This is a genomic window from Alphaproteobacteria bacterium (genome assembly GCA_040216735.1).
In the GTDB taxonomy this organism is placed as follows: domain Bacteria; phylum Pseudomonadota; class Alphaproteobacteria; order SHVP01; family SHVP01; genus CALJDF01.
Window position 1 is genome coordinate 112,554 of the sequence record JAVJOO010000004.1, and the last position, 22,320, is coordinate 134,873.

Genomic DNA, 22,320 nt, shown 5'->3' on the forward strand with positions numbered 1-22,320 from the left:
CTGTTCATCGACGAACTAACGACAATCGCCGAAAATTTGAATGAAGGTTTCGTTGAAGAGAAATACCTATCGCGATACTTGCTCCTACGCGTTCGTAACGGTTCGGTACCAATCGGCGGCGCGAAAAGCCTGTGCTAGGTAATAACGCACCATGACAATTGTAAAAAAACGCCACCGAGCACCTGATTTTCGTGGTCCCGGGCAGAAAAGGCCCTGCCGGGTGCATCTGCGGCAAATATTGCCGGGTAAAAGATGCCGGGGGTGGGAATGACTTACCGCGCATCTTGTTATTAACCAAGAGGGGCATCCACGGGGACACGTTGAAATTCAAAGATAATTCGAATTTTAACAACTATTACGAGCAATATTTCGAGGACTTCGAGTTGGCCCGGAACTTGCTAATTAGTTACCGGGAGTGTGGTGCCCGGAAAGCCAACGACATCGAAGCCGCTGAAATAGCGGATTTGATGACGGTCCGGTTGGAAGGGACGCCACCAAAGTTGGCGGTGAAGTTGCCGGAGTGTGATCGTTGACACATCTACCGGCGGTAGAACTGTCGTAAGAGGATGTTGGACGCTTAGGTAGGGAAATGGAATTGAAATTGCCCTCTCGACGCAACAACCCTGTTAACGCCGATCGCTTTCAACAGCGGCCGGAAGTTTCGCAGGACCTCTAAGGGGCGGTCGATGGTTGTCGGTCGCATAAGAGGGCGCGCCATTACAGGAACGCCTGAGAAGAAATTCTCACCGGTAACGGAGCTTAGTCAGAACGACGGGTTCCAGGCCCAAGCCGCCCGCCAGGTGGTGAAGGTGACGATCGGGAGAGAATCCCTCGAACTATAGGCAGCCTAAACGAGGAACCACTTCAAAGTAGGGATGAGTAAAATGAAACTTTTCAAACTTCACCATGTTGCGTTTGCCGCTGTTGCGGCGCTCGCTGTCGTGGCTTTTGGCGCGCAGGATGCGAAGGCCCAAAGCCAGACCGTTAACTACACCGCTTCGGTTACCGTTCAGAACACCTTTACCGTCGCCAACACGACCCCGCTGTCGTTCGGTACGGTGGCCGCTGTTTCGGACACCACGCTCGGCACCAGCCAGGCGCAAATTGTGTTGCAGGCCAACTCGGGCACGGCAGCTGTCACGCAGGGCGTGGGTAACACCTCTCGTCTGCTCAGCATCGTTGCGCCGACCCCTGGCGTGATCAGTATCTCGGCCGCACCGCCGAGCACGGCTCTGACGATCACCAACGGCGCGCAGATCTCATTGACGAACCCGGCCGATGGGACTGCGCCTGGGTTCTTCTTCACGCCGTCCGCGGTTGGGGCTGGCTTCAGCAGCACCACCAGTGCGACCGGTACGTTGACGGTCAATGTGGGCGGGACGCTGACGACCAAGCAGCAGGTGTCGGGCGCCTATTCCGACGGCACGTACACCGGGACGTACGCCGTAACGTTCGCGTTCTAGGACGTTGTAGGCTCTTTGTTTTCGTAGGCCGGTTCGGTCCGGCCTACGAAAATGCACTTCTCAAATAATTGGTCCGCGTTGGACGCCGACGTCTTCTGCGGACAGGCTAGGTAGATAACATGTTCAATAGATTAATAAGCAAACTCAGTGCCTTGGCGGTTGTCGCTCTTGCGGGTGTTGCGTTCGCTGGGATGACCGGTACGGCCCTTGCACAGAGCCAGACGGTCAACTACACGGCTTCCGTCACGGTTCAGAACACCTTCAACGTCGGGATGACGACCCCGCTGACGTTCGGGACCGTTGCGGCAGTATCGGATACGACGACTGTTGGCACCCAGGCTCAGATCGTGCTCCAAGCGAACTCGGGTACCACAGCCGTCACCCAAGGGGCGGGTGGCAACGCCTCCCGGCTCTTGAGCATCGTCGCGCCGACCCCCGGTGTGATCGCTATTGACTCGGCTCCGCCGAGCACGGCGATTACCATCACCAATGGGTCGCAAATTTCGCTAAGCAACCCGGCCGACGCTAACGCCCCGGGCTTCTTCTTCACGCCTTCCGCTGTGGCTGCGGGCTTCAACAACACCACAAGTGCCGCTGGCGCTCTGACGGTCAACGTTGGTGGAACGCTGACGACCAAACAGCAAGTCACCAATGCGTACTCCGACGGCACTTATACGGGATCGTTCTCCGTTACCTTTGCGTTCTAAGGTTTCGTAAAACCGTCGATCCAAGAGACAAGGCCCCGCGGATAGTTCGCTATCTGCGGGGTTTTTGTTTGTTTACGGCGCGTCAAGGTTTACCAATTACGATCGCGTCACTGTCGAAACGGAGTCAATGAATTGAGCGCTGGATATCGCCTCTCGACGATGCGCCTAATTCTCTTCGTGATCGCGCTCGTCGTCGGTCCAGCGCAGGGGTGGGCGCAGACGACAACGCTCCTGCAGCCGTTCTCGTTCGGGACGATCGCGATTCGAAGCAACGCGGCGGTCGAACGGTTGGTCCTCAACCTCAACGGGACCTACACGACAACATCGAACATCATTGCAATCGCGCCGCCGCAAAGGGCAGAGTTTCTCGCGACCGGCTTCCAGGCCTCTACGGCCTTGAACCTGAGCATCGCGAATATCGTCCTTTCCGAGGACGGCAACGGGTCGGGCAAAACGTTTAACGTCGCCTTTGTCTACCTTTCCGATATTTCGACAGACGCAACCGGGAGCGCGACGATTTTTGTTGCCGGCACCTTGGTCACGTCGGGGAACGGCGTTCCCTACGACGACCGGCCCTATTTTGGCATGGCCTCGCTGATCGTGAACTACTAGGGCGCCGGGCCAAAAGGGTTGCACCCAGATTAGCAAAACGTTAACCATGCTCGCGGTAGGAAGAAGCAGGACCGAGCTTTTTCAAACTGGGCAATCACATGCTTCATATGCGTATCTCATTTCGTTTTTCGTCGGTTCTCCGGTCGGCGCTGATCGTCCTTTTCCTCGTTGCGGGCATTGCAAACGCGGCGTCGGCGCAACTGCTCATCAGCCCGCTTCGGGTCATCTTTGAAGGGCGCGATCGTGCGGCGACCGTTATCCTGCGCAATCAGGGCAACAACGCGCAGACTTACCGCCTGGAATGGCAGGAGAAGGCGGCCACCCCCGACGGGCAATACGAAGAAGTTGCGGAACCCGGTCCGACCATGCGAATCGCAAGCCGCCATGTTCGTTTCAGCCCGCGCCAGGTTACGCTCGGCCCCGGCGAAACGCAGCAGGTCCGCCTTGCGCTTCGATTGCCGGCCGATCTCCCGCCGGGAGAATACCGTTCCCATCTCGCGTTTGTTGCGATCGACGAAAGCGCCCGCAGGGCGGCGCGGCAGTCGGCAGGCGGCGGCGCGGCCATTCAAGTATTCATGAACCTCGGTTTCGCCATTCCGATCATGATCCGCCACGGTCAAGGTGCGGCGGGCGCTCGCCTTGGCGGCGCCGAGTTCAACACCGACGAACTCAATCGATTGGGTCTTAAGGTCCAACTTCTTCAAGACGGGAATTTCAGCGCTTACGGCAGGCTGAAGGTTTTTCTGCGTAACACAACCAACGGACCGGAACGTCAAATCGGGTTGCTGCAAAACGTGGCGCTGTTCCCCGACGTTCAGTCCCGGACCTCGACGGTGCTCCTCGATACGGAGCCGTTTACTAGTGGGATCATTAGGATCCTCTACGAAGGTGCCGACGAATACGCCGGCCGAATATGGCTTGACCAAAGTTTTCAGGTAGGGAATTAGGCGCACCGGAACCGGAGCGCAGCCGTGCAGCGAAATGGCGACCAGGGAATTCGGCATGCAGTTGTGTGTGCTGCGGTTGGCCTTTGCTTCCTTGTCGCAGGCGGCCCGTCGGTCGCGCAGCAATCGTCGGGCCTGACCGGTCTTGCAGAGGAACTCCTCAAACGGCTTGAGAATCCGGAACGAGAATCCTCGGGCCCCGTCGAAGCGAGCGCCCCAGAAGGGCCCGTGGCGACCGCTCCCCTCATCCCACCACCGGCGCCCGCTGGAACGGATGAACCGCGACCCGACGATTTGCCGCCGGCCATCGCGGCCGCGCCGCCGCCGCCGCTAACCGGCCCCGAAGCCGACCTGGCCCGCCGGCTCCTTGCCCTGACCGACACCGAAGAAACGCAAGCCGACGCGCGGGAGCGTCTTGGACGTGAGTTCGTAAGCCGACTTCGCGGACCGTTACTCGACCGTCCTCTCGTAGAAGACGCTCCGGAGATCACTGAGGCGACCCTACGCCTCCAACGAGACGATGCGGGGATATTGGACGGAGAAGAACTCATTCTGGAAGTCCAGATTGACAACCGGCGATTCGTCCAATCGATCTTTACGATCAAGCAGGGCGACGGAATCATGGTCGATCTTGCGGAAATCTCGCAGCTTTTGGATTTCTCGATCGATGTCGATGCCGCAGCGGGGACGGCTTCTGGGTTCTTTATCGACCCGACCCATACGTTCGAATTGAATCTCGATCTCGGATCTGCGGTGATTGAGGGGGAGACTGTTCCGGTCGATCCAGCGGACGTACAGCGGACAGACGACACCATCTTCGTTCATAGCGACACCTTTGCCGCCTGGTTCGGGGTCAGATTGGATGTCGACTTTCGTTTACTCGTCGTCACATTGGTGCCGGAAACGCCGCTACCGCTCCAGCAGCGATTCGAACGTCAACAACGTTTTGCCGAGGCGCGCCGGGGCGCCATTCGTGCGCCTGAGCAGCCGTTCCAAGACGAACCCTATCGGCTCATCGCGCAACCTCTCATCGATGTGGCTTTGGCCTCGTCGTACTTTACGGCTCCTGGGCAGAGGGCGCGGACGACCCAAACCTATTCGGTTATCGGACGCGGCGACCTGGGCTTTGCGACCGGCGATGTGTTCCTTGGCGGCAACCAAGACGATCTGTTCAATTCCGCCCGTATTTCCTTGCGACGGGAAGATCCAACCGGCGGTCTGCTGGGGCCGCTCCAAGCGACCCGCGTGGAGGCGGGGGACGTTGCCGGCGTCGGCTTGCCGATCGCGAGCGGTGTCGGTGCGTTTGTGACGAACAATACGAGCGGCGTTCAGAATCTTGGCTCGACAACCGACTTCGTGGGGACCGAACAACCCGGGACGGACATCGAACTCTACCGGAACGATGTTCTCTTGAATCTGGTTACCGTCGGCGACGACGGACGCTACGAATTCCGAAACGTCCCGTTGCTGCTGGGTCAGAATAACTTCCAGCTGATCTTCTATGGGCCTCAGGGCGACCGGCGCGAACAACGCGAAGTGCGAAACGTTACCTCCGTCGGGGAACGCGCGAATTTGCCGACCTATTCGGCGGCGATCACAAAGCCGGGCAATCCCATTCTTCAACTCTCCGAGACAAACCTAGGGGATCAGCCGCTTGGCGCCGGCGTCACGGCCCAAAAAACTCTGGAGTCGGGGCAGAGCGTGAATGCCGGTTTGTCATTTACGAACGTCGAAGAACCGTCAACCGGCACGGTGCAAGCGGGATTCGGCTCACAACTTTACGGCGGGTTCGCGTCATTGAGCGCGACGTCGTCGCTGAACAAGGGCTGGTCGCTCAACAGTTCTTACCGGACTACCTTTCGAGATCAAAGCCTCAGCCTTCGTTACGACCTCACGCGCGCTTCAGGGACAGGGAACAACGATCGCTTTTCCGTCGGGCTCTCCGGATCGATCCCTGTTGCGGGCGCTTTTAGCTTACCGTATAGCGCCGATGCGTCGCGGTCCGTTGCCGGAACGGGCACGATCGTCGATCAGGCTACACTGCGCAATTCTCTTGGCAGCGGTCGGATTCGCGCCTCCAACAGCCTCGATTGGACGCGCACGGAGACGAACGCCGGTGTGACCCGTCAACTGAGCGGCTTGTTCTCACTGACCGGTTTGGTGTTTCCCGTAGTGGCAAGGCTCGGTACCAACTACCGCGTGATCGAGGAACAACGCCTGACGCAGCTAGACGCCGACTTCAATTGGACGGTCAACAGCCGAACGCAGGCGAGGCTTGGCCTGCAGCGTTTTTTGATCTCCCAGCGCGACGCGGTGAGCCTCGGCCTCAACTGGCAATTCGACCGCTTTATTCTCAGTCCCAGCCTGTCGTACGATTCGAACGATCAGCTCTTTGCGTTCGTCAACCTTCGCTTCTCCGCCGCGCGCGACCCCTTCAGCGGCAAGGCTATTCTCGCCGGCAACTCCTTTTCCAACGACGGCGCGGTTGCCGCGCGGGTCTACCGGGACGACAACCTCAATCAGGTTCTCGACCCCGGCGAGAGTGTAATCGAAGGGGCGCGAATCGAGGCCGTCCAATCCAATCGCTCCCAGCAGACGGACGAAGACGGCGTAGCGTTGGTGCAACGGCTACCGCCGTACCTTCTGACAGACGTTCGTATCCGGCCCGGCAGCCTGCCTGATCCCTTCTTGGCACCGGTCGGCACGGGGCGTTCAATTCTGCCGAGACCCGGATTCACCCATGTGTTGGAGTTTCCGGTAGCGTTGACAACCGAGGTCGATGGGACAGTCGTCGCCCTTCGACCCGATCAACCCCTGCTGCCGTTACCGGGAGCGACGGTGGAACTGCGCAACGCTGCCGGTGAGGTTGTCGACACCCAGACCACGTTGTTCGACGGTTTCTTTTTATTCGTCAACGTCTTACCGGGCGAGTACACGCTCCAACTCGCGCCGGAGAACGTCACGACGCAGGGATTTGTCATTCCTACGCCCCGTCGTGTCTCGATCGCCACGGCGGCCGAACCGGTGTTCGGGGTTCAGATTGTTACGGGCCCACCGGATATCGAGTTGCCGGTGCCCGCGGACGCCAAAATCGCCGGTGTTTCGATCGGTCAATACCCGACAATTGAAAGCGCCCAGGCGAGCCTGCGGGTGTACAAGGAACTCTTCCCCCAACGTCTCGGCAGCCTCCGCCTGATCACTGCGTTGGAAGAGCAGGCCTCTCCCTACGACCTTCTCCTTGGGCCGGTTTCCCGCGGAAACGCCGACAACATCTGTGCCCGTCTGGCTGAAGCCAAATCCCCGTGTGAGATCGTTCTGTTCCCGTATGTCGCCGAAGCGCCGATCGGACCGCCGGCACCGATCGAAAGAGAGGCGGAAGCTACGGACCCAGGTTCGAATACGCCGCTGCCGGCGCCGCCGCCTGTTGACCCCGATGTTCTCGTCGATCTCGGGCGCTACCCCAGCTCTGAACGGGCCGCAATCGCCTGGTCGTTGCTGCGCCGTCTTTACGCTAGCGACGTCGCCGGTGCCGAACGGCTGCCTGCCGCAAACTCCGGCGGCGAAGCTGATCTGGTGATCGGGCCGCTTGCGCGCACCCGGGCTGAATCGTTATGCGCGGCCCTCGGGGAGAGCGTACCGCGTTGCGCCCTTCGACCGATCGTGCCCGAAGTTCCTGTTGCCCTGGAAGCCCTGCCGCCGCCCGTATTGCCCGGTTTGAGTCCGGCTGAGCCTACGGTTGTCGCAGAACCCGTGCTGCCTGTTTTGGCGGCACCGCTTCCCCCGATCGCTGCGCCCCAACGAGCGCAGGCACAGTCGCCGCAGGAGGAGCCTGCGGAGGTTAGCGATCAAGGTGAAAGGGTGATTGCCGTGCGACTAGGCGACTTTGGCTCCCAGACCGGCGTGGATGCCGGTTGGCAATTGATGCGACGACTATATCCGGATGCCCTCGGCAGCGTGCGGCTGCTACATAGTGCCGAGTCGGTCGATGCGCGGCGTCCGCTTCTCGCCGGGCCGTTCAGCGAAATCGGCGCGCTCGCCGTGTGCGCCCGCCTTATCGCCGACGGACAGGCGTGCCGGGTTACCCAGGCGCGGTTGTGACTATTGCGTGCCGGTGAAGTCGCTGAGCACGCAATAGGCGTTGCGCGACTTCATCAAACGGCAAACTTCGTCGGCGCTGGCGGTATCAGTGAAGGGGCCTGCTTTGACGCGGTAGAACGTGCCCCGACCGCTGGAAAGATCGACCGCGCTGATTCGGTAATCCAGGCCGCCGAGCAAATCGCTGTGCGCGGCTTGCAGTTCCCGCCAACCCTGGCGGGCGGCTTCCAACTGGCGGAACGATGCGAGATGGACGCTGACCTGTTCGCCGGGGGCGACCGATGCTGTGATCGAGGTTAGTTGGGTTGGCGCGGCAGCGGGTTGGGCGGCGGGTGCTGGCGGTTGGATCGGGCGCAGCGATTGCGGTTGTCCCACCGGGGCGGGGGGCTGGGCTTGGTCGACCGGCCTTAGCGCCGGCGGATTAGCAGAAGCAACGGGTTGTGCCGGCGGCGGCTCGGCAGCAGGTGGGGGGGGCGCGGCGGCTTCCGGGGTTGCCGTCGGCACCCCAGGCGAACCGCCGGTGTCGGTCAGGCGCGACAGTTGCGTGAGAAGGATTCTGATGTCCCCTTCGATTCCCACGAGACGCTCGATACTGGGCTTCAGTTGTGCCAGTTCCTGCCGCAGCGACGTCACTTCTTGCTCTAAGCGGGCGATCCGTTCGTCCGAGGTTCCGCTGCCGAGCGGTGTCTCGTTCCGGGCAGTGGTTGCTTGTTGCGCGGCGACCGGCTGTGCCGCCTGGGCCGTTTGTGCGCTGTTTGCGCGGTCCCCGCCGGGGAAAACTGCCCCGCGGACGGAACTGCCGACCGACGAGAAGGCGCCGCCAATGGCATTGCAACTCCCGAGGGTCAGAACGAGCGCCGACAGGATCGCAATACGGCGCGAATGCCTGCCAAAGCTCCTCAAGACCATGCCGATCTGGTGATCCAAACTGTTTTGCACCCGGCCAATATTCAGGTCCACCATTCCCAATCGACGGCGGAATATGCCGAACGACCCCATTTGGGCACAGAATGTAGCATGGGGGAGGGCAGGGCTCTACCACATTTTGTGACAAATCAAGGTCATAACACGGGATCTACCCTTCAGCGCGGCGGATCGGCCAGAGGCGAAAGGCAACCCGGAAAAAAGGAGACTTTGGGCATCGACTGAATAGCGCCTAGCATGGGCGGCAGGAAAGGCTTCTCTGCGGGCCGATGGCCTGGGGGACGGGGGTAAAGCCGATGGCCGACCAGAAACGGTTCGAAGTTGTCGTCTACAATCGCGACGTGCGCGAACTCGTTGCGCGGCATGAACGTCACAAAGACCTCAAGGACGCCTGGGCCGAGAACCACTACCAGGAGGTCCGCGCAACGAGTGAAGATGAGGCACGGCGCAAGATCGAGGTCCGTCACCCCGCCCATAAGGGCTTCGTGGTCGAGGCGGTGCGCGAGATTCAGGCCTACGATGATGACGATGACGATGCGCCCTGACGGGCGACGAAGCGTCCTTAACCGCCTGTTAATCGACCGGGGATAATCTTGTCGGCATCGGTTACCGGAGTAGGTGTAGGCCAATGCTCATCGGCGCGCGGCGCTACGTTATCGTGGGCTTTGTTCTTCTGTTGGGCGGATGTGGCACGTCGTTTTCGTGCGGTTCCGAATTCGGCGCCCCGCCGGAGCGCGCTTTCTGGTGTGCGCCGGCCGCGGACCTCGGCAAGTTTTTCGAGGTGCCGCCGCCGCCACCTAAACCTGCGCCGGCCACGGTTTCCTGCACGAAGACCCTGGGCGAACGCGACTGCGTGGCCACAGGGGCCTAACATCGCGCCTACTCGTTTCGCTCAACGGCGACAGATTTGATCAACGCCGTCACCCGACGGCCCGGTTCCAGCCCCAGCTCGACGACCGAACGTTCGGTGATCCGCGCCAAGATCGTTACGCCCACATCGACCTGAATCTCGCGGTGGGCACGGTGTCGTTCGCCAAGCGCTGTGACGATTCCCGGCAAGCAGTTGAGCGTACTGATCTCGGTCGGCGCCGACGTCGCGATCGCCACATCGCGCGCCTGAATGCGCAATCGCAATGCGGTTCCAACCGCCCCTGGCACCGCCGGCACGATGAGGCGCCCCCCGGCGAATGCGACCGTTGTGAGGTGATAGGCCGTATCCTGACTCTCGATGGTGCCTGCCAAGACTGTTCCTGCATCGGAGCGGGCGATTAGCGGTGCCAGATCGAGCCGAGCGGTGATCTCCTGCACATTACCGGCGGCCAGAACCCTCCCCTGATCCATCACGATAAGCGTGTCGGCAAGCCGGGCGATTTCTTCGATGGCGTGGCTTACATAGACGATGGGCAGCGCAAGGTCGCGGCACAGTCCCTCGAGGAAGGGAAGGATCTCTCCGCGGCGGGCCGCATCAAGGTTGGCCAGTGGTTCGTCCATCAGCAAAAGCCGGGGACGCGAGAGGACGGCGCGGCCGATCGCGACACGTTGCTTTTCACCGCCCGACAGGCGGTGCGGCAGTCGAGAAAGGAGCGGCGCCAAACCAAGCAGGTCGACAACGTCGTCGAACGTAGGTTGGGGCCCCGGCAGCGCCCTACGCCGGCGACCGTAGACGAGATTGCGTCGCACGGTGAGATGGGGAAATAGGCGATCCTCTTGGAAGACGTAGCCGATGCCCCGGTGTTCGGTCGCCAAACTGACGCGGGCCGTTGAATCGAAGAGCGTCACGTCGTCCACCGCGATGCGGCCCGTATCGGGGCGCATCAAGCCGGCAATGGCGTTGACGACTGATGTCTTGCCCGCGCCCGACGCGCCGAACAGGGCGGTCACGCCGTCCCCCGATTCGAAGGTCGCATCGAGGGTAAAAGCGCCCATGGCTTTGCGGATGTCGACGCGAATCACAAGGGGCCGCCCCGGATTCGTGCAGCCACACGGCGGCTCAGGAATTCCGACAGCACCAATGCGAGCAAGGCCACGCCGATCGAGATCAAGACCAAGCGTAAAATGGCCGCGTCCGATCCTGGAATTTGCGTCAGGTTGTAGATCGCCAGCGGTAGGGTGCGGGTCTCGCCCGGAATATTCGAAACAAACGTAATCGTTGCGCCGAACTCGCCCAGGGAGCGGGCGAATGCGAGGACTGTGCCCGACAGGATGCCGGGCAGCGCCAGCGGCAGCGTAATGGTGGCGAACACCCGCACCGGACCCGCGCCAAGCGTGCGCGCCGCGGTCTCGATCCGTTTGTCGATCGCCTCGATCGATAAGCGAATGGCGCGTACCATCAGCGGGAAGGCCATCACCCCGGCGGCAACGGCAGCTCCTTTCCAGTTGAAGGCCAGCACGACACCGAAGGTATCGTACAGAAACGCTCCCACGACGCCTTGACGTCCGAACAGAACAAGCAGCGTGTAACCGACGATCACGGGCGGCACAACCAAAGGTAGGTGGAGGAGCCCGTCGACCAGCGCTTTGCCGGGAAACCTCGCCCGGGCGAGCAGCCAGGCGGCGAGGACTGCGGGGGGCAGTCCGACGAGGACGGCCCAGAGCGCGACACGCAGCGACAGCAAGACGACCTCGATCTCTTCGGCCGATAGCACCGTCATGCCTCCGGGAGAAAGCGAAAGCCGAAGCGTTCGAAGACATCTCGTGCCGCATTCGATGTCAGGTAATGCAAAAACGCTTCGCTTCCGGTCGTCGCGTTGCCGGCGACGGTGGCGATATCGTAGCGGATGGCCTCGTGCGTCCCGGCGGGGAAGGTGCCGACGATGCGCACGGCATCGCTCAGCGCGGCATCGGTGCGATACACAATGCCGAGCGGAGTTTCGCCGCGCGCCACGAAGGTGAGCGCGGCGACAGCGTCGCCCGCAGGGGCTAACCGGTTCGCGACCGTGTGCCACACGCCGAGTGTTTCCAAGGCTTGTTTGGCGTAGAGCCCAGCCGGTACATGCGTGGGATCGCCGATCGCCAGGCGGCCGTCGGACCCCAACGCTGCCGCGACGGCGAAACCGGGCGCGGGCTCCAGCGGTTCGGTGCGCGCCGCGGGCGCAATCAAGACAAGGTCGTTGCCCAACAGGGCGACGGTGTGGGCTGGGTCAACGACGTCCTTCGCCGCGAGGAACGCGATCCAGCGTGGATGGGCCGCGATGTAGAGATGGGCGGGCGCGCCGCGAGCGATCTGTTGCGCCAGGGCCGAACTTGCCGCGCCCGATACGGTAACGGCGACCCCGGTCTGCGCCGTGAAATCCTTCGCGGCCGCCTGAACCGCCTGGGCTACGCTTGCCGCGGCGAAGACTAGGACCGGCTGCGCTGCGCGCACCGGTCCCACGCTTCCAAGAAGGGCGGCAACGACAGCGATACACAGCGCGCGGACGGCAATCATCGGCGTAATATACGGCCATATATAACGCTGGGCGAAAAGAAAGGGCTGTCCGTGCAACCCTTTCTTTGCCGGCTTAAGTGCTCGCCGTTAGGTCCAGGTCTTACGGGCCGGCGATTTGATTTCAATCTGCGCGCATTCCTCCAGTGCTTCTGAGAAATGCGGCACGCCTGGCGGGTGGCGCCACACGTCGCCCGGACCGGCGATGAATTCTTTGTCGCCGATCTTCATCTTGAGTTTGCCGTAGAGCAGCGTCGCAACCGATTCGTGGTCGTCATGCTGGTGGATCGGGTCGATCAGGCCTTTGCCGCGCCAGGCTTTGAGCACCAGCATGTTCTCGGTCACCATTAACACCTTGAGCTTAAGCTCGCCCTGTTCGACCGCGCCTTCGACGGCGTGGATATCTTCCTCGGGGATGTCCTTGTCGGCGCGATAGAGGACATCCATCGGCGTCATCATGCGGTCTGCGGGTCCGTTCATTTTCTGCGTCTCCATTCGTAATGGGGTGGTGAAGTCCCTGAGGGTGATAGAGCGTTAGGCCGGGCGGTCGTCCGGATCGTAGTAATGGATTTCGAGGACGGTGCAGCCGGTATCGCTCGCGACCGGCCCGTGCCACGACCCAGGTGGGCGAACGGCGTAGGTCAGGGGCCCGAAACTTTCGCCACCCTTACCTTGCGCATCGTTCCCGACCCGCAGGTCGCCCTTGAACAAGAAGACCTCTTCCCAATAGTCGTGGACGAAGGGTTCGGTCGTGTAGGTGCCGGCGGCGATGGTCAGGACGCGGGTCCGGCTGCCGGTTTTGTTCTTCTCATCCAGGCTGCCGGAGATGATCTTTTGCTTGATCCCCTCAGGATAGCCCGCCGGCGTTTCCCACCCGGTGGCCATGTCGAGCTCATAGAATTCGTGGTGTTCTTTTGGGATCATGCCCGTTCCTCCCCGCTATTTTGCCGCAGTCTAGCGGGCGTCTGCGCACCTCGCTAGCGAAGCGCACCCCATAGATGCCGTTTTCTGCCATACTGGGGCCTCGCACCACGGAAGGGAGCCTCCGATGTCGTTGCAAGCCCATCACCCCATGTTGCCCGAACCGACCCACGATGAAGAGTCGCGGCAGGTCTTCATGAAGAGTATGCGCGAACACGTAACCGGTACGGTCACCGCGGGGAACAAGACGATCTACGAAGGTGCCGCGAAAAAATCCTTCGAACGTGCGATGGGCCGTCCGCCGCGCAATCGCCAGGAAGTGCGCAAGGCGATGATCGCCGAACCCTATCACCGGTATTGGAGCGCGTTCATGCGCACCACGCAGGAGATGATGTGGGATTCGGTGGGCGCAACGGTTGGCCGCACGATCGACGACCTGAACGGACGCGCAAAGAAGCGTGGCCGGACCAAGGGAACGCTGCGCCTGAACCCCGACCTGCCGCTGCCACGTTACGTGACCGCGGTCGATATCCATTGCATGCCCGGCAACTACACGACCGACGCGGCGCCGGACGACGTTTCCGCCGGCGCGCTCTATGACCGGGGCGTTTATCTCTACATGATGGGCGGTATGGGCGCGCACAACGAGTCCTGCGGCGCCACGCTGGTCGACCACCTCCAGACCAACTATGCAGACTTTGCACCGCGACGCATTCTCGACATGGGATGCGCCGTTGGGCACTCGACGTTGCCCTATGTCGACGCCTTTCCGGACGCCGAGGTGCACGCGATCGACGTTGGTGCGCCGATGCTGCGCTACGCTCACGCCCGCGCCGAGGGTCTGGGCAAGACGGTGCATTTTTCGCAGCAGAACGCCGAGCGCACCGACTTTCCCGATCAGTCCTTCGATCTCATCGTCTCGCACATCGCGCTGCACGAAACCTCATCCAAGGCAATGCGTAATATCATGGCCGAAAGCCGGCGCCTATTGCGGCCCGGCGGCATGGCGCTGCATCTCGAAGTGCCGCCGTTCGACGGCAAGGATCCGTTCGACCAGTACCTGACCGACTGGGACACCCACTACAACGCCGAACCGTTCATCGGCACGTTGCACGATTTCGATTTGCGCAAACTCATGCAGGACTCGGGCTTCGGGCATAACGAAGTGATCATGGACACGATCCCGGTCCACGTCAGCACCGACGACGGCAACGGCAACTACACCCACCATGTCGGTGGCTACCTACTAGCGCACGGCGGCAAGCGGGGGGCGTAACTGCGAGACCGCTCGCGACCACAGGCCAACCCAAACTCCTCCTCTCGGTAGAGGGGGAGGTCCAACCGCAGGCCGGGGAGGGGGCGGTGGCGAGCTTTTGTCAACAACCCCACCCTTGTCCTTCCCGTCATATCAGGGGACGGAAGGAGTCGTCCTAACGATTTCGGTCCGAGAACCTCGACCCGAATGTCCTGCGTGGGAGCGTCAGGCCTTCTCGCCATAAAGCGCCTTCGGGTCGGTTTCGACGGCGGCGATTTCGGTGAACGCGCCGCCGCGCACGGCGCGGTAGAAGCAATTGCGCCGCCCGGTGTGACAGGCGACGCCGGTTTGATCGACCATCACCAGAATCGTATCGCCGTCGCAATCCAGGCGAAGTTCCTTCAGTGCCTGAATCTGGCCCGAGGTCTCGCCCTTCTTCCACAACGACTGGCGCGAACGCGACCAATAACAAACGCGGCCCGAGGCCAGCGTCTCGCGGATCGCATCCGCATTCATCCACGCCATCATCAGCACTTCGCCGGTGTCGTGCTGCTGGGCGATTGCGGGCACTAAGCCGTCGGCGTCGAACTTGGTGGCGGCGAGGAGTTGGGTTAGTGCTGTGTCGGTCATGGGTAACTCGGCGGTTAGAGGTCGCCGGACCATACAGCGGCGACGTGCGGTCCGCCAAACGGCGCGGTCGTGGTTAGCGCAGTACTTCGTCCAGAAACGCAAAGACCGTGCGCCATGCCGCGAACTGCGCGGCGGAATTGCCTTGGGGGGTGCCGCCGAACCGCACCGCGCCCGGCGTTGTGGGCCCAATGCCGTCACCGTTCAGCGTCGGCCCTGCGTCGGCGTAGTTAAGGTGACGCACGCGGGCGCCGTGGCCTGCATCGGTCATGGCATCTGCAATTTCCCGCGCCATCCGCTCTGACGGTTGGAACCAATCGTCGGCGCCGGAGAGTAACAGAACCGGGCTCTCAATCCGTTCGACGGGAGTGCGCGCCGCGGCCACGGCTTCCTCGAAAAGCACTAGGCTCTTCTCAAGGATGTAGTAGTTGTGCCCGGTCCGGGCAAAGTCGTCGTCCCAATAGGCCAGCGGAACGTGGGGCCACAGGCGGCCGTCCTCGGTCCAGGGCGACCCGCTTTGCCTAGGGAATACGACCGAATGCGGGTTCGCTGCGACGACGGCGGCGAAGGCAGTTGGGTTTCGCGCTGCGAGCAAGAGAACGAGCCCCGCGTCCGGTCCGATCCCGAGCAGGGCGACCTTATCCGCAGCTACGTTCGGTTGTCGCTTTACCCACAACACCGCACCGTCGAAATATTCCAATGGCACTGCATTGGATGGCGGCGGCAAGTCTTCGACCCCGGTAAAAGCGAGGGCGAGAGTAGCGTAGCCCTGGCTTGCCAAACGCAATGCGATCGTCTGCGCGGTGCGATAGCCGAATCGCCCACCGGGCACCACCACGACCGGCCAAGGCGGCGGTAAGTTCGGTGTGACCCAGGTCCCGACCAACGCAGCGTCGCTGACCGCGCGCTGAGTAACGCCGCGCGCCGTTGTCGCAAACTCCGCGGTGGCCGAGGCCGACGTTCCGTCGGATAACGTCGCACGCAGGCTGACCCGGTTGACGCCGTCGCGGGTGAAGAAGAACTGCGGCAACTGTTGGGCGTATTTGCCGAATCCCCACTGCACCAAACGTTCTTGGCTACGTTTCATCGACCAAAACGGGCCAAGCGCGTCGACGCCTTCGTAGCTTCCCTCGAACGGCGGTTGTCGTCCGGGATCGACCGTACCTGCAACATCGAAGAGATAGACGTTTCGCGCCGACCAGGTATCGCCGAAGAAGTCGATTGCGCGGGTTTCAAGAACCACTTCTGTTCCTGGCACGCCGCCGCGGATTACGACGGCGAACGGTTCACCGGCGAGAAGCAACGGGGAGGGCAGGATATCGACGGCGAGATCGGCTGACCGTGCTGGTGTCGTGTTAAGCGCGCCCGCTGCGAGTGCAACGAGCGCGAACCGAATCCATGCGGGGCGGAAGAACGCCATGGCCAACCTCAAACCCTAGGTTGACGAACCGTAGCATTTTTGAAGGTTGGCGGGTACAGCCGCAGATCCGCGAACCATGCAAAGACCGGTCCTACGGACCGGCACGGTTACATCGCGGCGTTGAGGCGGTCGAAGGCGGCGGCGAGGTCGTCGATCAGGTCGTCGATGTCTTCGAGGCCGACATGGATGCGCATGCACTGGCCGCCCGGTTCCCACGTCGTCGCGGTGCGCATTTTTTCCGGCGCGGTCGGCATGCATAGGCTCTCGTAGCCGCCCCAGGATGCGCCCATGCCGAACAGCTTGAAGCCGTTGACCATCGCTTCGAGGGCGGGCCGCGGGCAGGACTTGATGACAAAGGCGAACAAACCGCAGGCGCCGGTGAAGTCGCGTTTCCACAGCGCGTGGCCGGGGTCGTCCGGCAGCGCCGGGTGGATCACTCGCACGACCTCGGGCCGGGTTTGCAGCCATCGGGCAATGCGCAGTCCCGATTCCATATGCTGGCGCAGGCGAACGCCGATGGTGCGGATGCCGCGCGCGCCGAGATAGAGATCGTCCGGCCCCGCGGCGAACCCCATGCTGTAGGTTGTGTCCTGTAACGCGTCCAGGCTTTCGGGGTTGGCCGTCACCGTGCCCAGCATCGCGTCGGAATGGCCGACGATGTATTTGGTCGCGGCTTGGATCGACAGATCGACGCCGTGGGCGAACGGCTTGAAGTAGATCGGCGAGGCCCACGTGTTGTCCATCAGCACTTTGGCGCCGCGTTCGTGGGCGGCGGCCGCGATCGCGGGGATATCCTGCACCTCGAACGTCAACGAGCCCGGCGATTCGGTAAACACAACCTTGGTGTTGTCTTTAATGAGACTGGCGATGTCGCCGCCGATCAGCGGATCGTAATAATCGGTGGTCACGCCGAGGCGCTTGAGCAACGTATCGCACAGCCGCCGCGTCGGCCCATACGCACTGTCCGACACGAGAAAATGCGCGCCCGTTTCCGCGTAGGTCAGGAGTGCACCCGACAGTGCGGCGAGGCCCGAGGGAAAGCTTACGCATCCCGCGCCGCCTTCGAGTTCGGCGACGGCCTCTTCGAACGCGTGGCTCGTCGGGGTGCCGCGCCGGCCATAGGCCATCACCGGTGGCTTGCGCTCGCGCAAGCCTTCGAGTTCCGCCAGGGTTTCCACCAGGACGGTCGAGACATGGTAGACGGGCGTGTTGACGGCGCCGCCATGGCGTTCCGGATGCCGTCCCGCGCGGACGATTTTTGTATCTTCTTTCATGGTGCGGCACTCATAGCATTGGGGGTGGAGGGGCGCTAGCGCGCGAGGTGCCTAGGCGTGAAAGTGCCAAGGCCCCGTTGCGCTGGAACGGATGACGGCGCTCATGCCGCGCTCTGTTTTGAGGGGCAGGGTACCGACCCGTAGGAGCAGTACACACAACAGTCGCCGGGTAGCGGACGCAGGACCTTGCCGCAGCCCGGGCAGTCATAAAAGAACTGACAAGAATCGGTGGGCATGGTTTCGAGCGCCGAGTGCCCGCAATCGGGGCAGGTCAGGCGCGATTCGAGAACCGTCGCCACCTCAGGTCTCGACAGGCGTATCGGTGCGGCCGCCCCATTCGGTCCAGGAGCCGTCGTAGACCGCCCACTTGTCGTGGCCGATGAGGTGCAGGCCGAGTGCCATTACCGACGCCGTAATCCCCGACCCGCAACTGGTAACGACGTTGTTCGAGAGATCGAGACCTGCACCCTGTAGCGCGGCACGGATCACCTCGGCATCCTTGAAGGTCCGGTCGGGGTTGAGGATGTCGGTATATACGAGGTTTTTCGCGCCGGGCATGTGGCCCGCCCGAAGACCGGGACGCGGGTCGGCCTCGGTGCCGTCGAAGCGACCCTTCGCGCGCACGTCGAGCACCTGTTCCTTTCGGCCCTTCACGAGGTCCAGCATTTGGTCGATGGTGCGCACAGCGCCGGAGTCGAGCTTGGCGCCAAAGGTTGCGCGCTCTGGCTTGGGCGTCACGGTTTCAAGCGGACGATTCTCCGCCTTCCACTTCGGCAATCCGCCGTTTAGGACCGCGACGTCGTAGTGCCGAAAGGCTCGAAACTCCCACCATACCCGCGCCGCGCTCTGCAGCCCGATGCCGTCGTAGACCACGACCCGATCGGCGTTGGTGATGCCCATCGCCCCGACGGCCTTCGCGAAGTCTTCTGCGGAGGGCAGCATGTGCGGCAAATCGGTATTCGGATCGGAAATCGCGTCGATGTTGAAAAACTGCGCGCCCGGAATATGTCCCGCATTGTACTCCGCTTCCGGATCGCGGTTCTGCGCTGGCAGGTACCACGATCCATCGAGCACCTTCACCTTGTCCAAGTTGTCGGCAAGCCAGTCGGTTTCGACAAGGGCGTCGGGGTGGCTATAGGGCATGGCTCAGATCCTCATAGTTGAAGACAGCTCAGGTTGGCATACGCCGACCGCTTAAGGGGACCGAAAATACCTCCCCCTGTCCGCAGGGGGAGGGTAGGGAGCCGGATTGTTCCAATCAAGGCAGGCGGTGGGTTAGGCGAACCGCAGATTGACCCGCCGGTTCTGGCGGCCCTTCTTTTCTATTTTGCCGATCTCGATGGCGCCGATCTCGCCGGTCCGTTTCACGTGCGTGCCGCCGCAGGGCTGGAGGTCGACGTTGTCGCCGATCCGCAGCAGCCGGACCCGTCCCGCGCCGCGCGGTGGCTGGACGGCCATGGTCTTGACCAGGTCGGGCTGGGCGTCGAGCTCGGCGTCGGTAATCCATTCATCGGTTACAGGATGGTCGGCGGCGATCAGCGCGGCGAGCTGCGCGGCGATGTCGTCCTTATCCAAAGTGGCTTCGGGAATGTCGAAATCCAGCCGGCCCTTTTCGTCCCCGACCGAGCCACCGGTAACGGGGTAGGGCAGGATCGCCGACAACAAATGCATGCAGGTGTGCATGCGCATGAGTTTGTGGCGCCGGTCCCAATCGATCGCCGCCGTCACCGTCGCGCCGACCGGCGGTGGCGCAGCACCCTCGGCCAACACATGCACGACGCTGCCCGGCGCCTCGCCTTTGACGGCGTTGACGACGGTCAGCGCCGTCCCGTCGCCCAGCATCAGCGTCCCGGTATCGCCCGGCTGGCCGCCGCCTTGGGCATAGAAGACCGTTCGGTCGAGTTCGATCCCGCCGTCGTGCACGGCGCTCACGGTTGCCGTGCAGTCCTTGAGGTAGGCGTCCTGGACGAACAGCTGTTCGGTCATCTCAAGCCATCCAATGGGGCACGGGCAGGCCCTTGTCCGCAAGGAACGCGGGGTTGAACATCTTGCTTTGGTAGCGCGTACCAAAGTCGCACAGGATGGTCACGATGGTGTGCCCGGGCCCCAGCGCCTTGGCCATGCGCACCGCGCCCGCGACGTTGATGCCGCTGGAGCCGCCCAGGACCAGCCCTTCCTGTTCGATCAAGTCGAACACGATGTGGAGCGCCTCGTCGTCGGGGATTTGGAATGGCAGGTCGACCGGCGCGCCTTCGAGGTTCTTGGTGATGCGGCCCTGACCGATGCCTTCGGTGATCGACGATCCTTCGGACTTGAGTTCGCCGTGGGCGTAGTAATTGTACAGGGCCGCCCCCATCGGGTCGGCAAGCCCGATCTTCACGTCGGGCTTTTGTTCCTTCAGGTACATGCCGACACCGGCCAGCGTACCGCCGGTACCGACGGCGCAGATAAAGCCATCGACGGTGCCGCCGGTCTGTTGCCAGATTTCCGGCCCCGTGGTTTTGAAGTGGCCTTGGCGGTTCGCGACGTTATCGAACTGGTTGGCCCAAATCGCGCTGCCGGGATTTTTGGCGTTCAACTCGTCGGCGGTACGGCCCGAGACTTTTACGTAATTGCCCGGATCCTTGTAGGGCTTGGCCGGCACGGGCCGCAGATCGACCCCGCACAGCTTCAGCATGTCCATCTTCTCTTGGCTCTGGGTCTCAGGGATGACGATGATGGTCTTGTAGCCCTTGGCGTTGCCGACCAAGGCAAGGCCGATCCCGGTATTGCCGGCGGTGCCCTCGACGATCGTGCCGCCCGGTTTGAGCGCCCCGGATTTTTCGGCGTCCTCGATGATCGCGAGCGCGGCGCGGTCCTTGACCGATCCGCCCGGGTTGAGGAACTCGGCTTTTCCCAGGATTTCGCATCCCGTCGCATCCGACAGTCGGTTCAGGCGGATCAGCGGCGTGTTGCCGACGGTATCGAGGAAGCCTTTGCGGATATCCATGGCGGGCCTAGGTCAGGGGAGGTGAGGCCTCGACCTTAAGGACCGCGCCAAGCTGCATCAAGCGCGGGACTAGCCCGGCAAGGCCGCGGTCAAACCGCCGTCGACGGTCAGCGCCGTACCGGTCACCCACTCTGCGTCGTCGCTGGCCAAATACAAAAACCCGTTGGCGATATCGCGGGCGAGGCCGAGGCGGCCCAAGGGATGCAAACCCGTGGCGAAGGCGCGCGCGGCCGCCGGATCGTCCTGGTCGTCGAAATAGCCCTGGATCATCGGCGTGTCGATGAATCCCGGGCATACGCAGTTGACGCGAATCCTGTCGCCCGCGCCGTCCTTGGCCATGCACCGGGTTAGCATGATGACGGCGGCCTTGGAGGCGCAATACGCCGCGTCCTGGGCAATGCCGATCTGGCCGGCGATCGAGGCGGTGTTGAGGATCACACCGCCTTTGCGCGCCTTCATGTGGGGCCACACCGCCTTGGACATCAGATAGATCGACTTCACATTGATATCCATCTCGGTATCCCATTGCGCTTCGCTCAATTGCTCGACGCTGCCGACGATGGTGATACCGGCGTTATTGACCACGATATCGAGGCCGCCGGTATGGTCGACTGCCTTGGCGATGGTGACGGAAACTTGATCGGCTTTGGTAACGTCCAATGTCAGGCCGATGGCTTTGCCGCCGATCTCCGCTGCGGTCTGCTGCGCACCCTCGCCGTTCTTGTCGGCGCATACGACGGTGCAGCCTTCTTCGGCAAACCGAATCGCCGTTGCCTTGCCAATACCCGAAGCTGCGCCGGTGACGAGCGCGGTCTTGCCCTTAAGACGCATGTCGAATCTCCCTACTGTGGTGAACGATCAGTTGTGGCGGTCGCGCGGCACATAGGTGCCGTCGCGGAGTTCGGCAAACAGATCCTCAACCAAAGGATGGTGAATGTCCGAATCGTCGTCGCTGCGCTCCAAGTGGCGTTCGGCGACGTAGGTCGTGTGCTCGCCGCCATCGACCAGCACGCTATACCAGGGCTTGTCCTTGGGTGGCCGCGAGCGGGCGACCTCTTCGTACCACGAATCGTCGAGGCTGAAGGTCGGATCGACGTCGTAGACGACGCCGCGGTAGCCTGCGCGGCGGTGGGCGACGATCTGGCCGACATGGAAACGGGCTCTTCTAGCGCTCACAGGTGACCTTTCGGCGGTCTGACGTGGTCTTCGGGGCCGGATCGGCTAGTCTGGCGGCCAACCCCAATGGAGAAGTCATAGGATGAAGAAAGGCTACAAGCAATTGGTCGACGAGGCCAATGCCGCGATCGAAACCATCGCGGTAAAGGAGGCTTTAGCGCTGGTCGGTGACGAAAGCGTGACGATCGTGGACATTCGCGATGTCCGCGAGCTGTGGCACGAGGGCAAGATCCCCGGTGCCGTTCACGCACCGCGCGGGATGCTGGAATTCTGGGTCGACCCCGACAGCCCCTACCACCGCGACGTCTTCGCCAGCGGCAAGAAATTCGTCTTTTACTGCAAATCCGGCTGGCGCTCGGCGTTGGCGGCCAAGCAACTCCAGGATATGGGTCTGGAGCCCGTGGCCCACATCGACGGCGGCTTCGGCGCCTGGGTCGACGCCGGCGGCCCGACCGAAAAGGTCGAGCAGAAGAAACCGAAGGGCTAGGG

At 62.3% G+C, this 22,320-nt stretch carries 25 protein-coding genes; 10 read left to right on the forward strand and 15 right to left on the reverse strand.

Annotated elements, in window-relative coordinates:
* Nucleotides 1–686: 686 nt before the first annotated feature.
* From RID42_10890 to RID42_10915, 6 genes are all read left to right on the forward strand, one after another.
* Nucleotides 687–842, forward strand: a complete 156-nt coding sequence (locus RID42_10890; GenBank protein MEQ8248171.1) for a hypothetical protein — start codon at nt 687–689, stop codon at nt 840–842.
* 42 nt (nt 843–884) lie between these two features.
* The gene (locus tag RID42_10895) at nt 885–1,463 is read left to right on the forward strand and encodes a hypothetical protein (protein ID MEQ8248172.1); all 579 of its coding nucleotides are present in this window, start codon (nt 885–887) and stop codon (nt 1,461–1,463) included.
* Nucleotides 1,464–1,582: 119 nt separating this feature from the next.
* Nucleotides 1,583–2,170, forward strand: a complete 588-nt coding sequence (locus RID42_10900; GenBank protein ID MEQ8248173.1) for a hypothetical protein — start codon at nt 1,583–1,585, stop codon at nt 2,168–2,170.
* Between the two features lie 132 nt (nt 2,171–2,302).
* Nucleotides 2,303–2,782, forward strand: a complete 480-nt coding sequence (locus RID42_10905; protein MEQ8248174.1) for a hypothetical protein — start codon at nt 2,303–2,305, stop codon at nt 2,780–2,782.
* Between the two features lie 98 nt (nt 2,783–2,880).
* Entirely contained in the window at nt 2,881–3,729 is an 849-nt protein-coding gene (locus RID42_10910) for a hypothetical protein (GenBank protein ID MEQ8248175.1), read from the forward strand.
* A 24-nt stretch (nt 3,730–3,753) separates the two neighbouring features.
* Nucleotides 3,754–7,824 carry a hypothetical protein gene (locus RID42_10915; protein MEQ8248176.1) on the forward strand — a complete coding sequence of 1,357 codons (4,071 nt, stop codon included), beginning with the start codon at nt 3,754–3,756 and terminating at the stop codon, nt 7,822–7,824.
* On the opposite strand, the gene RID42_10920 is transcribed toward RID42_10915, so the two are convergent.
* A complete protein-coding gene (locus RID42_10920) occupies nt 7,825–8,784 on the reverse strand; it encodes an SPOR domain-containing protein (GenBank protein MEQ8248177.1) in 960 nt (319 codons plus the stop codon).
* A 257-nt stretch (nt 8,785–9,041) separates the two neighbouring features.
* On the opposite strand from RID42_10920, the gene RID42_10925 reads away from it, so the two are divergent.
* Together RID42_10925 and RID42_10930 are read left to right on the forward strand one after the other, a co-directional pair.
* Nucleotides 9,042–9,290, forward strand: a complete 249-nt coding sequence (locus RID42_10925; protein ID MEQ8248178.1) for a hypothetical protein — start codon at nt 9,042–9,044, stop codon at nt 9,288–9,290.
* An 83-nt stretch (nt 9,291–9,373) separates the two neighbouring features.
* On the forward strand, nt 9,374–9,616 hold the full coding sequence (locus tag RID42_10930; GenBank protein MEQ8248179.1) for a hypothetical protein: 243 nt from the start codon (nt 9,374–9,376) through the stop codon (nt 9,614–9,616).
* A gap of 8 nt (nt 9,617–9,624) precedes the next feature.
* Here the strand turns inward: RID42_10930 and modC are convergent, their stop codons facing one another.
* The 5 genes from modC to RID42_10955 form a co-directional block, all read right to left on the reverse strand.
* Entirely contained in the window at nt 9,625–10,698 is a 1,074-nt protein-coding gene (gene modC, locus RID42_10935; protein MEQ8248180.1) for a molybdenum ABC transporter ATP-binding protein, read from the reverse strand.
* Nucleotides 10,695–11,396 (reverse strand): molybdate ABC transporter permease subunit, encoded by a 702-nt coding sequence (gene modB / locus RID42_10940; GenBank protein ID MEQ8248181.1) that lies wholly within the window; start codon nt 11,394–11,396, stop codon nt 10,695–10,697. The genes modC and modB overlap by 4 nt, the downstream gene beginning before the upstream one ends.
* The gene (gene modA / locus RID42_10945) at nt 11,393–12,172 is read right to left on the reverse strand and encodes a molybdate ABC transporter substrate-binding protein (GenBank protein MEQ8248182.1); all 780 of its coding nucleotides are present in this window, start codon (nt 12,170–12,172) and stop codon (nt 11,393–11,395) included. Before modA ends, modB begins: the two co-directional genes overlap by 4 nt.
* An 87-nt stretch (nt 12,173–12,259) precedes the next feature.
* Nucleotides 12,260–12,649: a cupin domain-containing protein gene (locus RID42_10950; GenBank protein MEQ8248183.1), complete on the reverse strand. Its 390-nt coding sequence runs from the start codon at nt 12,647–12,649 to the stop codon at nt 12,260–12,262.
* A gap of 54 nt (nt 12,650–12,703) precedes the next feature.
* Nucleotides 12,704–13,054: a cupin gene (locus RID42_10955; GenBank protein ID MEQ8248184.1), complete on the reverse strand. Its 351-nt coding sequence runs from the start codon at nt 13,052–13,054 to the stop codon at nt 12,704–12,706.
* Between the two features lie 163 nt (nt 13,055–13,217).
* Here RID42_10955 and RID42_10960 point away from each other — a divergent pair, with 163 nt between their 5' ends.
* The gene (locus RID42_10960) at nt 13,218–14,366 is read left to right on the forward strand and encodes a class I SAM-dependent methyltransferase (GenBank protein MEQ8248185.1); all 1,149 of its coding nucleotides are present in this window, start codon (nt 13,218–13,220) and stop codon (nt 14,364–14,366) included.
* A gap of 204 nt (nt 14,367–14,570) precedes the next feature.
* Here RID42_10960 and hisI read toward each other — a convergent pair whose 3' ends face one another.
* From hisI to hspQ, 9 genes are all read right to left on the reverse strand, one after another.
* Entirely contained in the window at nt 14,571–14,975 is a 405-nt protein-coding gene (gene hisI, locus RID42_10965) for a phosphoribosyl-AMP cyclohydrolase (protein ID MEQ8248186.1), read from the reverse strand.
* Nucleotides 14,976–15,048: 73 nt separating this feature from the next.
* A complete protein-coding gene (locus tag RID42_10970) occupies nt 15,049–16,392 on the reverse strand; it encodes an acyl-CoA thioesterase/bile acid-CoA:amino acid N-acyltransferase family protein (protein MEQ8248187.1) in 1,344 nt (447 codons plus the stop codon).
* Nucleotides 16,393–16,499: 107 nt separating this feature from the next.
* Nucleotides 16,500–17,666, reverse strand: coding sequence for a cystathionine beta-lyase (metC, locus tag RID42_10975; protein MEQ8248188.1), 1,167 nt, complete (start codon nt 17,664–17,666; stop codon nt 16,500–16,502).
* A 101-nt stretch (nt 17,667–17,767) separates the two neighbouring features.
* A complete protein-coding gene (locus RID42_10980) occupies nt 17,768–17,965 on the reverse strand; it encodes a GDCCVxC domain-containing (seleno)protein (GenBank protein MEQ8248189.1) in 198 nt (65 codons plus the stop codon).
* Nucleotide 17,966: 1 nt separating this feature from the next.
* On the reverse strand, nt 17,967–18,809 hold the full coding sequence (sseA, locus tag RID42_10985) for a 3-mercaptopyruvate sulfurtransferase (protein MEQ8248190.1): 843 nt from the start codon (nt 18,807–18,809) through the stop codon (nt 17,967–17,969).
* A gap of 132 nt (nt 18,810–18,941) precedes the next feature.
* Nucleotides 18,942–19,652: an alanyl-tRNA editing protein gene (locus RID42_10990; GenBank protein ID MEQ8248191.1), complete on the reverse strand. Its 711-nt coding sequence runs from the start codon at nt 19,650–19,652 to the stop codon at nt 18,942–18,944.
* A gap of 1 nt (nt 19,653) precedes the next feature.
* Nucleotides 19,654–20,655, reverse strand: coding sequence for a cysteine synthase A (locus RID42_10995; GenBank protein MEQ8248192.1), 1,002 nt, complete (start codon nt 20,653–20,655; stop codon nt 19,654–19,656).
* A gap of 69 nt (nt 20,656–20,724) precedes the next feature.
* Nucleotides 20,725–21,486, reverse strand: a complete 762-nt coding sequence (locus tag RID42_11000) for an SDR family oxidoreductase (GenBank protein MEQ8248193.1) — start codon at nt 21,484–21,486, stop codon at nt 20,725–20,727.
* Between the two features lie 27 nt (nt 21,487–21,513).
* Nucleotides 21,514–21,831 carry a heat shock protein HspQ gene (gene hspQ / locus RID42_11005; GenBank protein MEQ8248194.1) on the reverse strand — a complete coding sequence of 106 codons (318 nt, stop codon included), beginning with the start codon at nt 21,829–21,831 and terminating at the stop codon, nt 21,514–21,516.
* An 82-nt stretch (nt 21,832–21,913) separates the two neighbouring features.
* Here hspQ and RID42_11010 point away from each other — a divergent pair, with 82 nt between their 5' ends.
* Nucleotides 21,914–22,318 (forward strand): rhodanese-like domain-containing protein, encoded by a 405-nt coding sequence (locus tag RID42_11010; GenBank protein ID MEQ8248195.1) that lies wholly within the window; start codon nt 21,914–21,916, stop codon nt 22,316–22,318.
* Nucleotides 22,319–22,320 lie beyond the last annotated feature (2 nt).

Bases quoted from the DNA above. Each gene is read 5' to 3' on its own strand.
- RID42_10925 (MEQ8248178.1), top strand. From the start codon at position 9,042: ATGGCCGACCAGAAACGGTTCGAAGTTGTCGTCTACAATCGCGACGTG.
- RID42_10930 (MEQ8248179.1), top strand. From the start codon at position 9,374: ATGCTCATCGGCGCGCGGCGCTACGTTATCGTGGGCTTTGTTCTTCTG.
- sseA (MEQ8248190.1), bottom strand. From the start codon at position 18,809: ATGCCCTATAGCCACCCCGACGCCCTTGTCGAAACCGACTGGCTTGCC.
- modB (MEQ8248181.1), bottom strand. From the start codon at position 11,396: ATGACGGTGCTATCGGCCGAAGAGATCGAGGTCGTCTTGCTGTCGCTG.
- hisI (MEQ8248186.1), bottom strand. From the start codon at position 14,975: ATGACCGACACAGCACTAACCCAACTCCTCGCCGCCACCAAGTTCGAC.
- RID42_10960 (MEQ8248185.1), top strand. From the start codon at position 13,218: ATGTCGTTGCAAGCCCATCACCCCATGTTGCCCGAACCGACCCACGAT.
- metC (MEQ8248188.1), bottom strand. From the start codon at position 17,666: ATGAAAGAAGATACAAAAATCGTCCGCGCGGGACGGCATCCGGAACGC.
- RID42_11000 (MEQ8248193.1), bottom strand. From the start codon at position 21,486: ATGCGTCTTAAGGGCAAGACCGCGCTCGTCACCGGCGCAGCTTCGGGT.
- RID42_10970 (MEQ8248187.1), bottom strand. From the start codon at position 16,392: ATGGCGTTCTTCCGCCCCGCATGGATTCGGTTCGCGCTCGTTGCACTC.
- RID42_10900 (MEQ8248173.1), top strand. From the start codon at position 1,583: ATGTTCAATAGATTAATAAGCAAACTCAGTGCCTTGGCGGTTGTCGCT.
- RID42_10890 (MEQ8248171.1), top strand. From the start codon at position 687: ATGGTTGTCGGTCGCATAAGAGGGCGCGCCATTACAGGAACGCCTGAG.
- RID42_10920 (MEQ8248177.1), bottom strand. From the start codon at position 8,784: ATGGTGGACCTGAATATTGGCCGGGTGCAAAACAGTTTGGATCACCAG.
- RID42_10955 (MEQ8248184.1), bottom strand. From the start codon at position 13,054: ATGGCCACCGGGTGGGAAACGCCGGCGGGCTATCCTGAGGGGATCAAG.
- RID42_10895 (MEQ8248172.1), top strand. From the start codon at position 885: ATGAAACTTTTCAAACTTCACCATGTTGCGTTTGCCGCTGTTGCGGCG.
- RID42_10995 (MEQ8248192.1), bottom strand. From the start codon at position 20,655: ATGGATATCCGCAAAGGCTTCCTCGATACCGTCGGCAACACGCCGCTG.
- RID42_10910 (MEQ8248175.1), top strand. From the start codon at position 2,881: ATGCTTCATATGCGTATCTCATTTCGTTTTTCGTCGGTTCTCCGGTCG.
- RID42_10950 (MEQ8248183.1), bottom strand. From the start codon at position 12,649: ATGAACGGACCCGCAGACCGCATGATGACGCCGATGGATGTCCTCTAT.
- modA (MEQ8248182.1), bottom strand. From the start codon at position 12,172: ATGATTGCCGTCCGCGCGCTGTGTATCGCTGTCGTTGCCGCCCTTCTT.
- RID42_11010 (MEQ8248195.1), top strand. From the start codon at position 21,914: ATGAAGAAAGGCTACAAGCAATTGGTCGACGAGGCCAATGCCGCGATC.
- RID42_10990 (MEQ8248191.1), bottom strand. From the start codon at position 19,652: ATGACCGAACAGCTGTTCGTCCAGGACGCCTACCTCAAGGACTGCACG.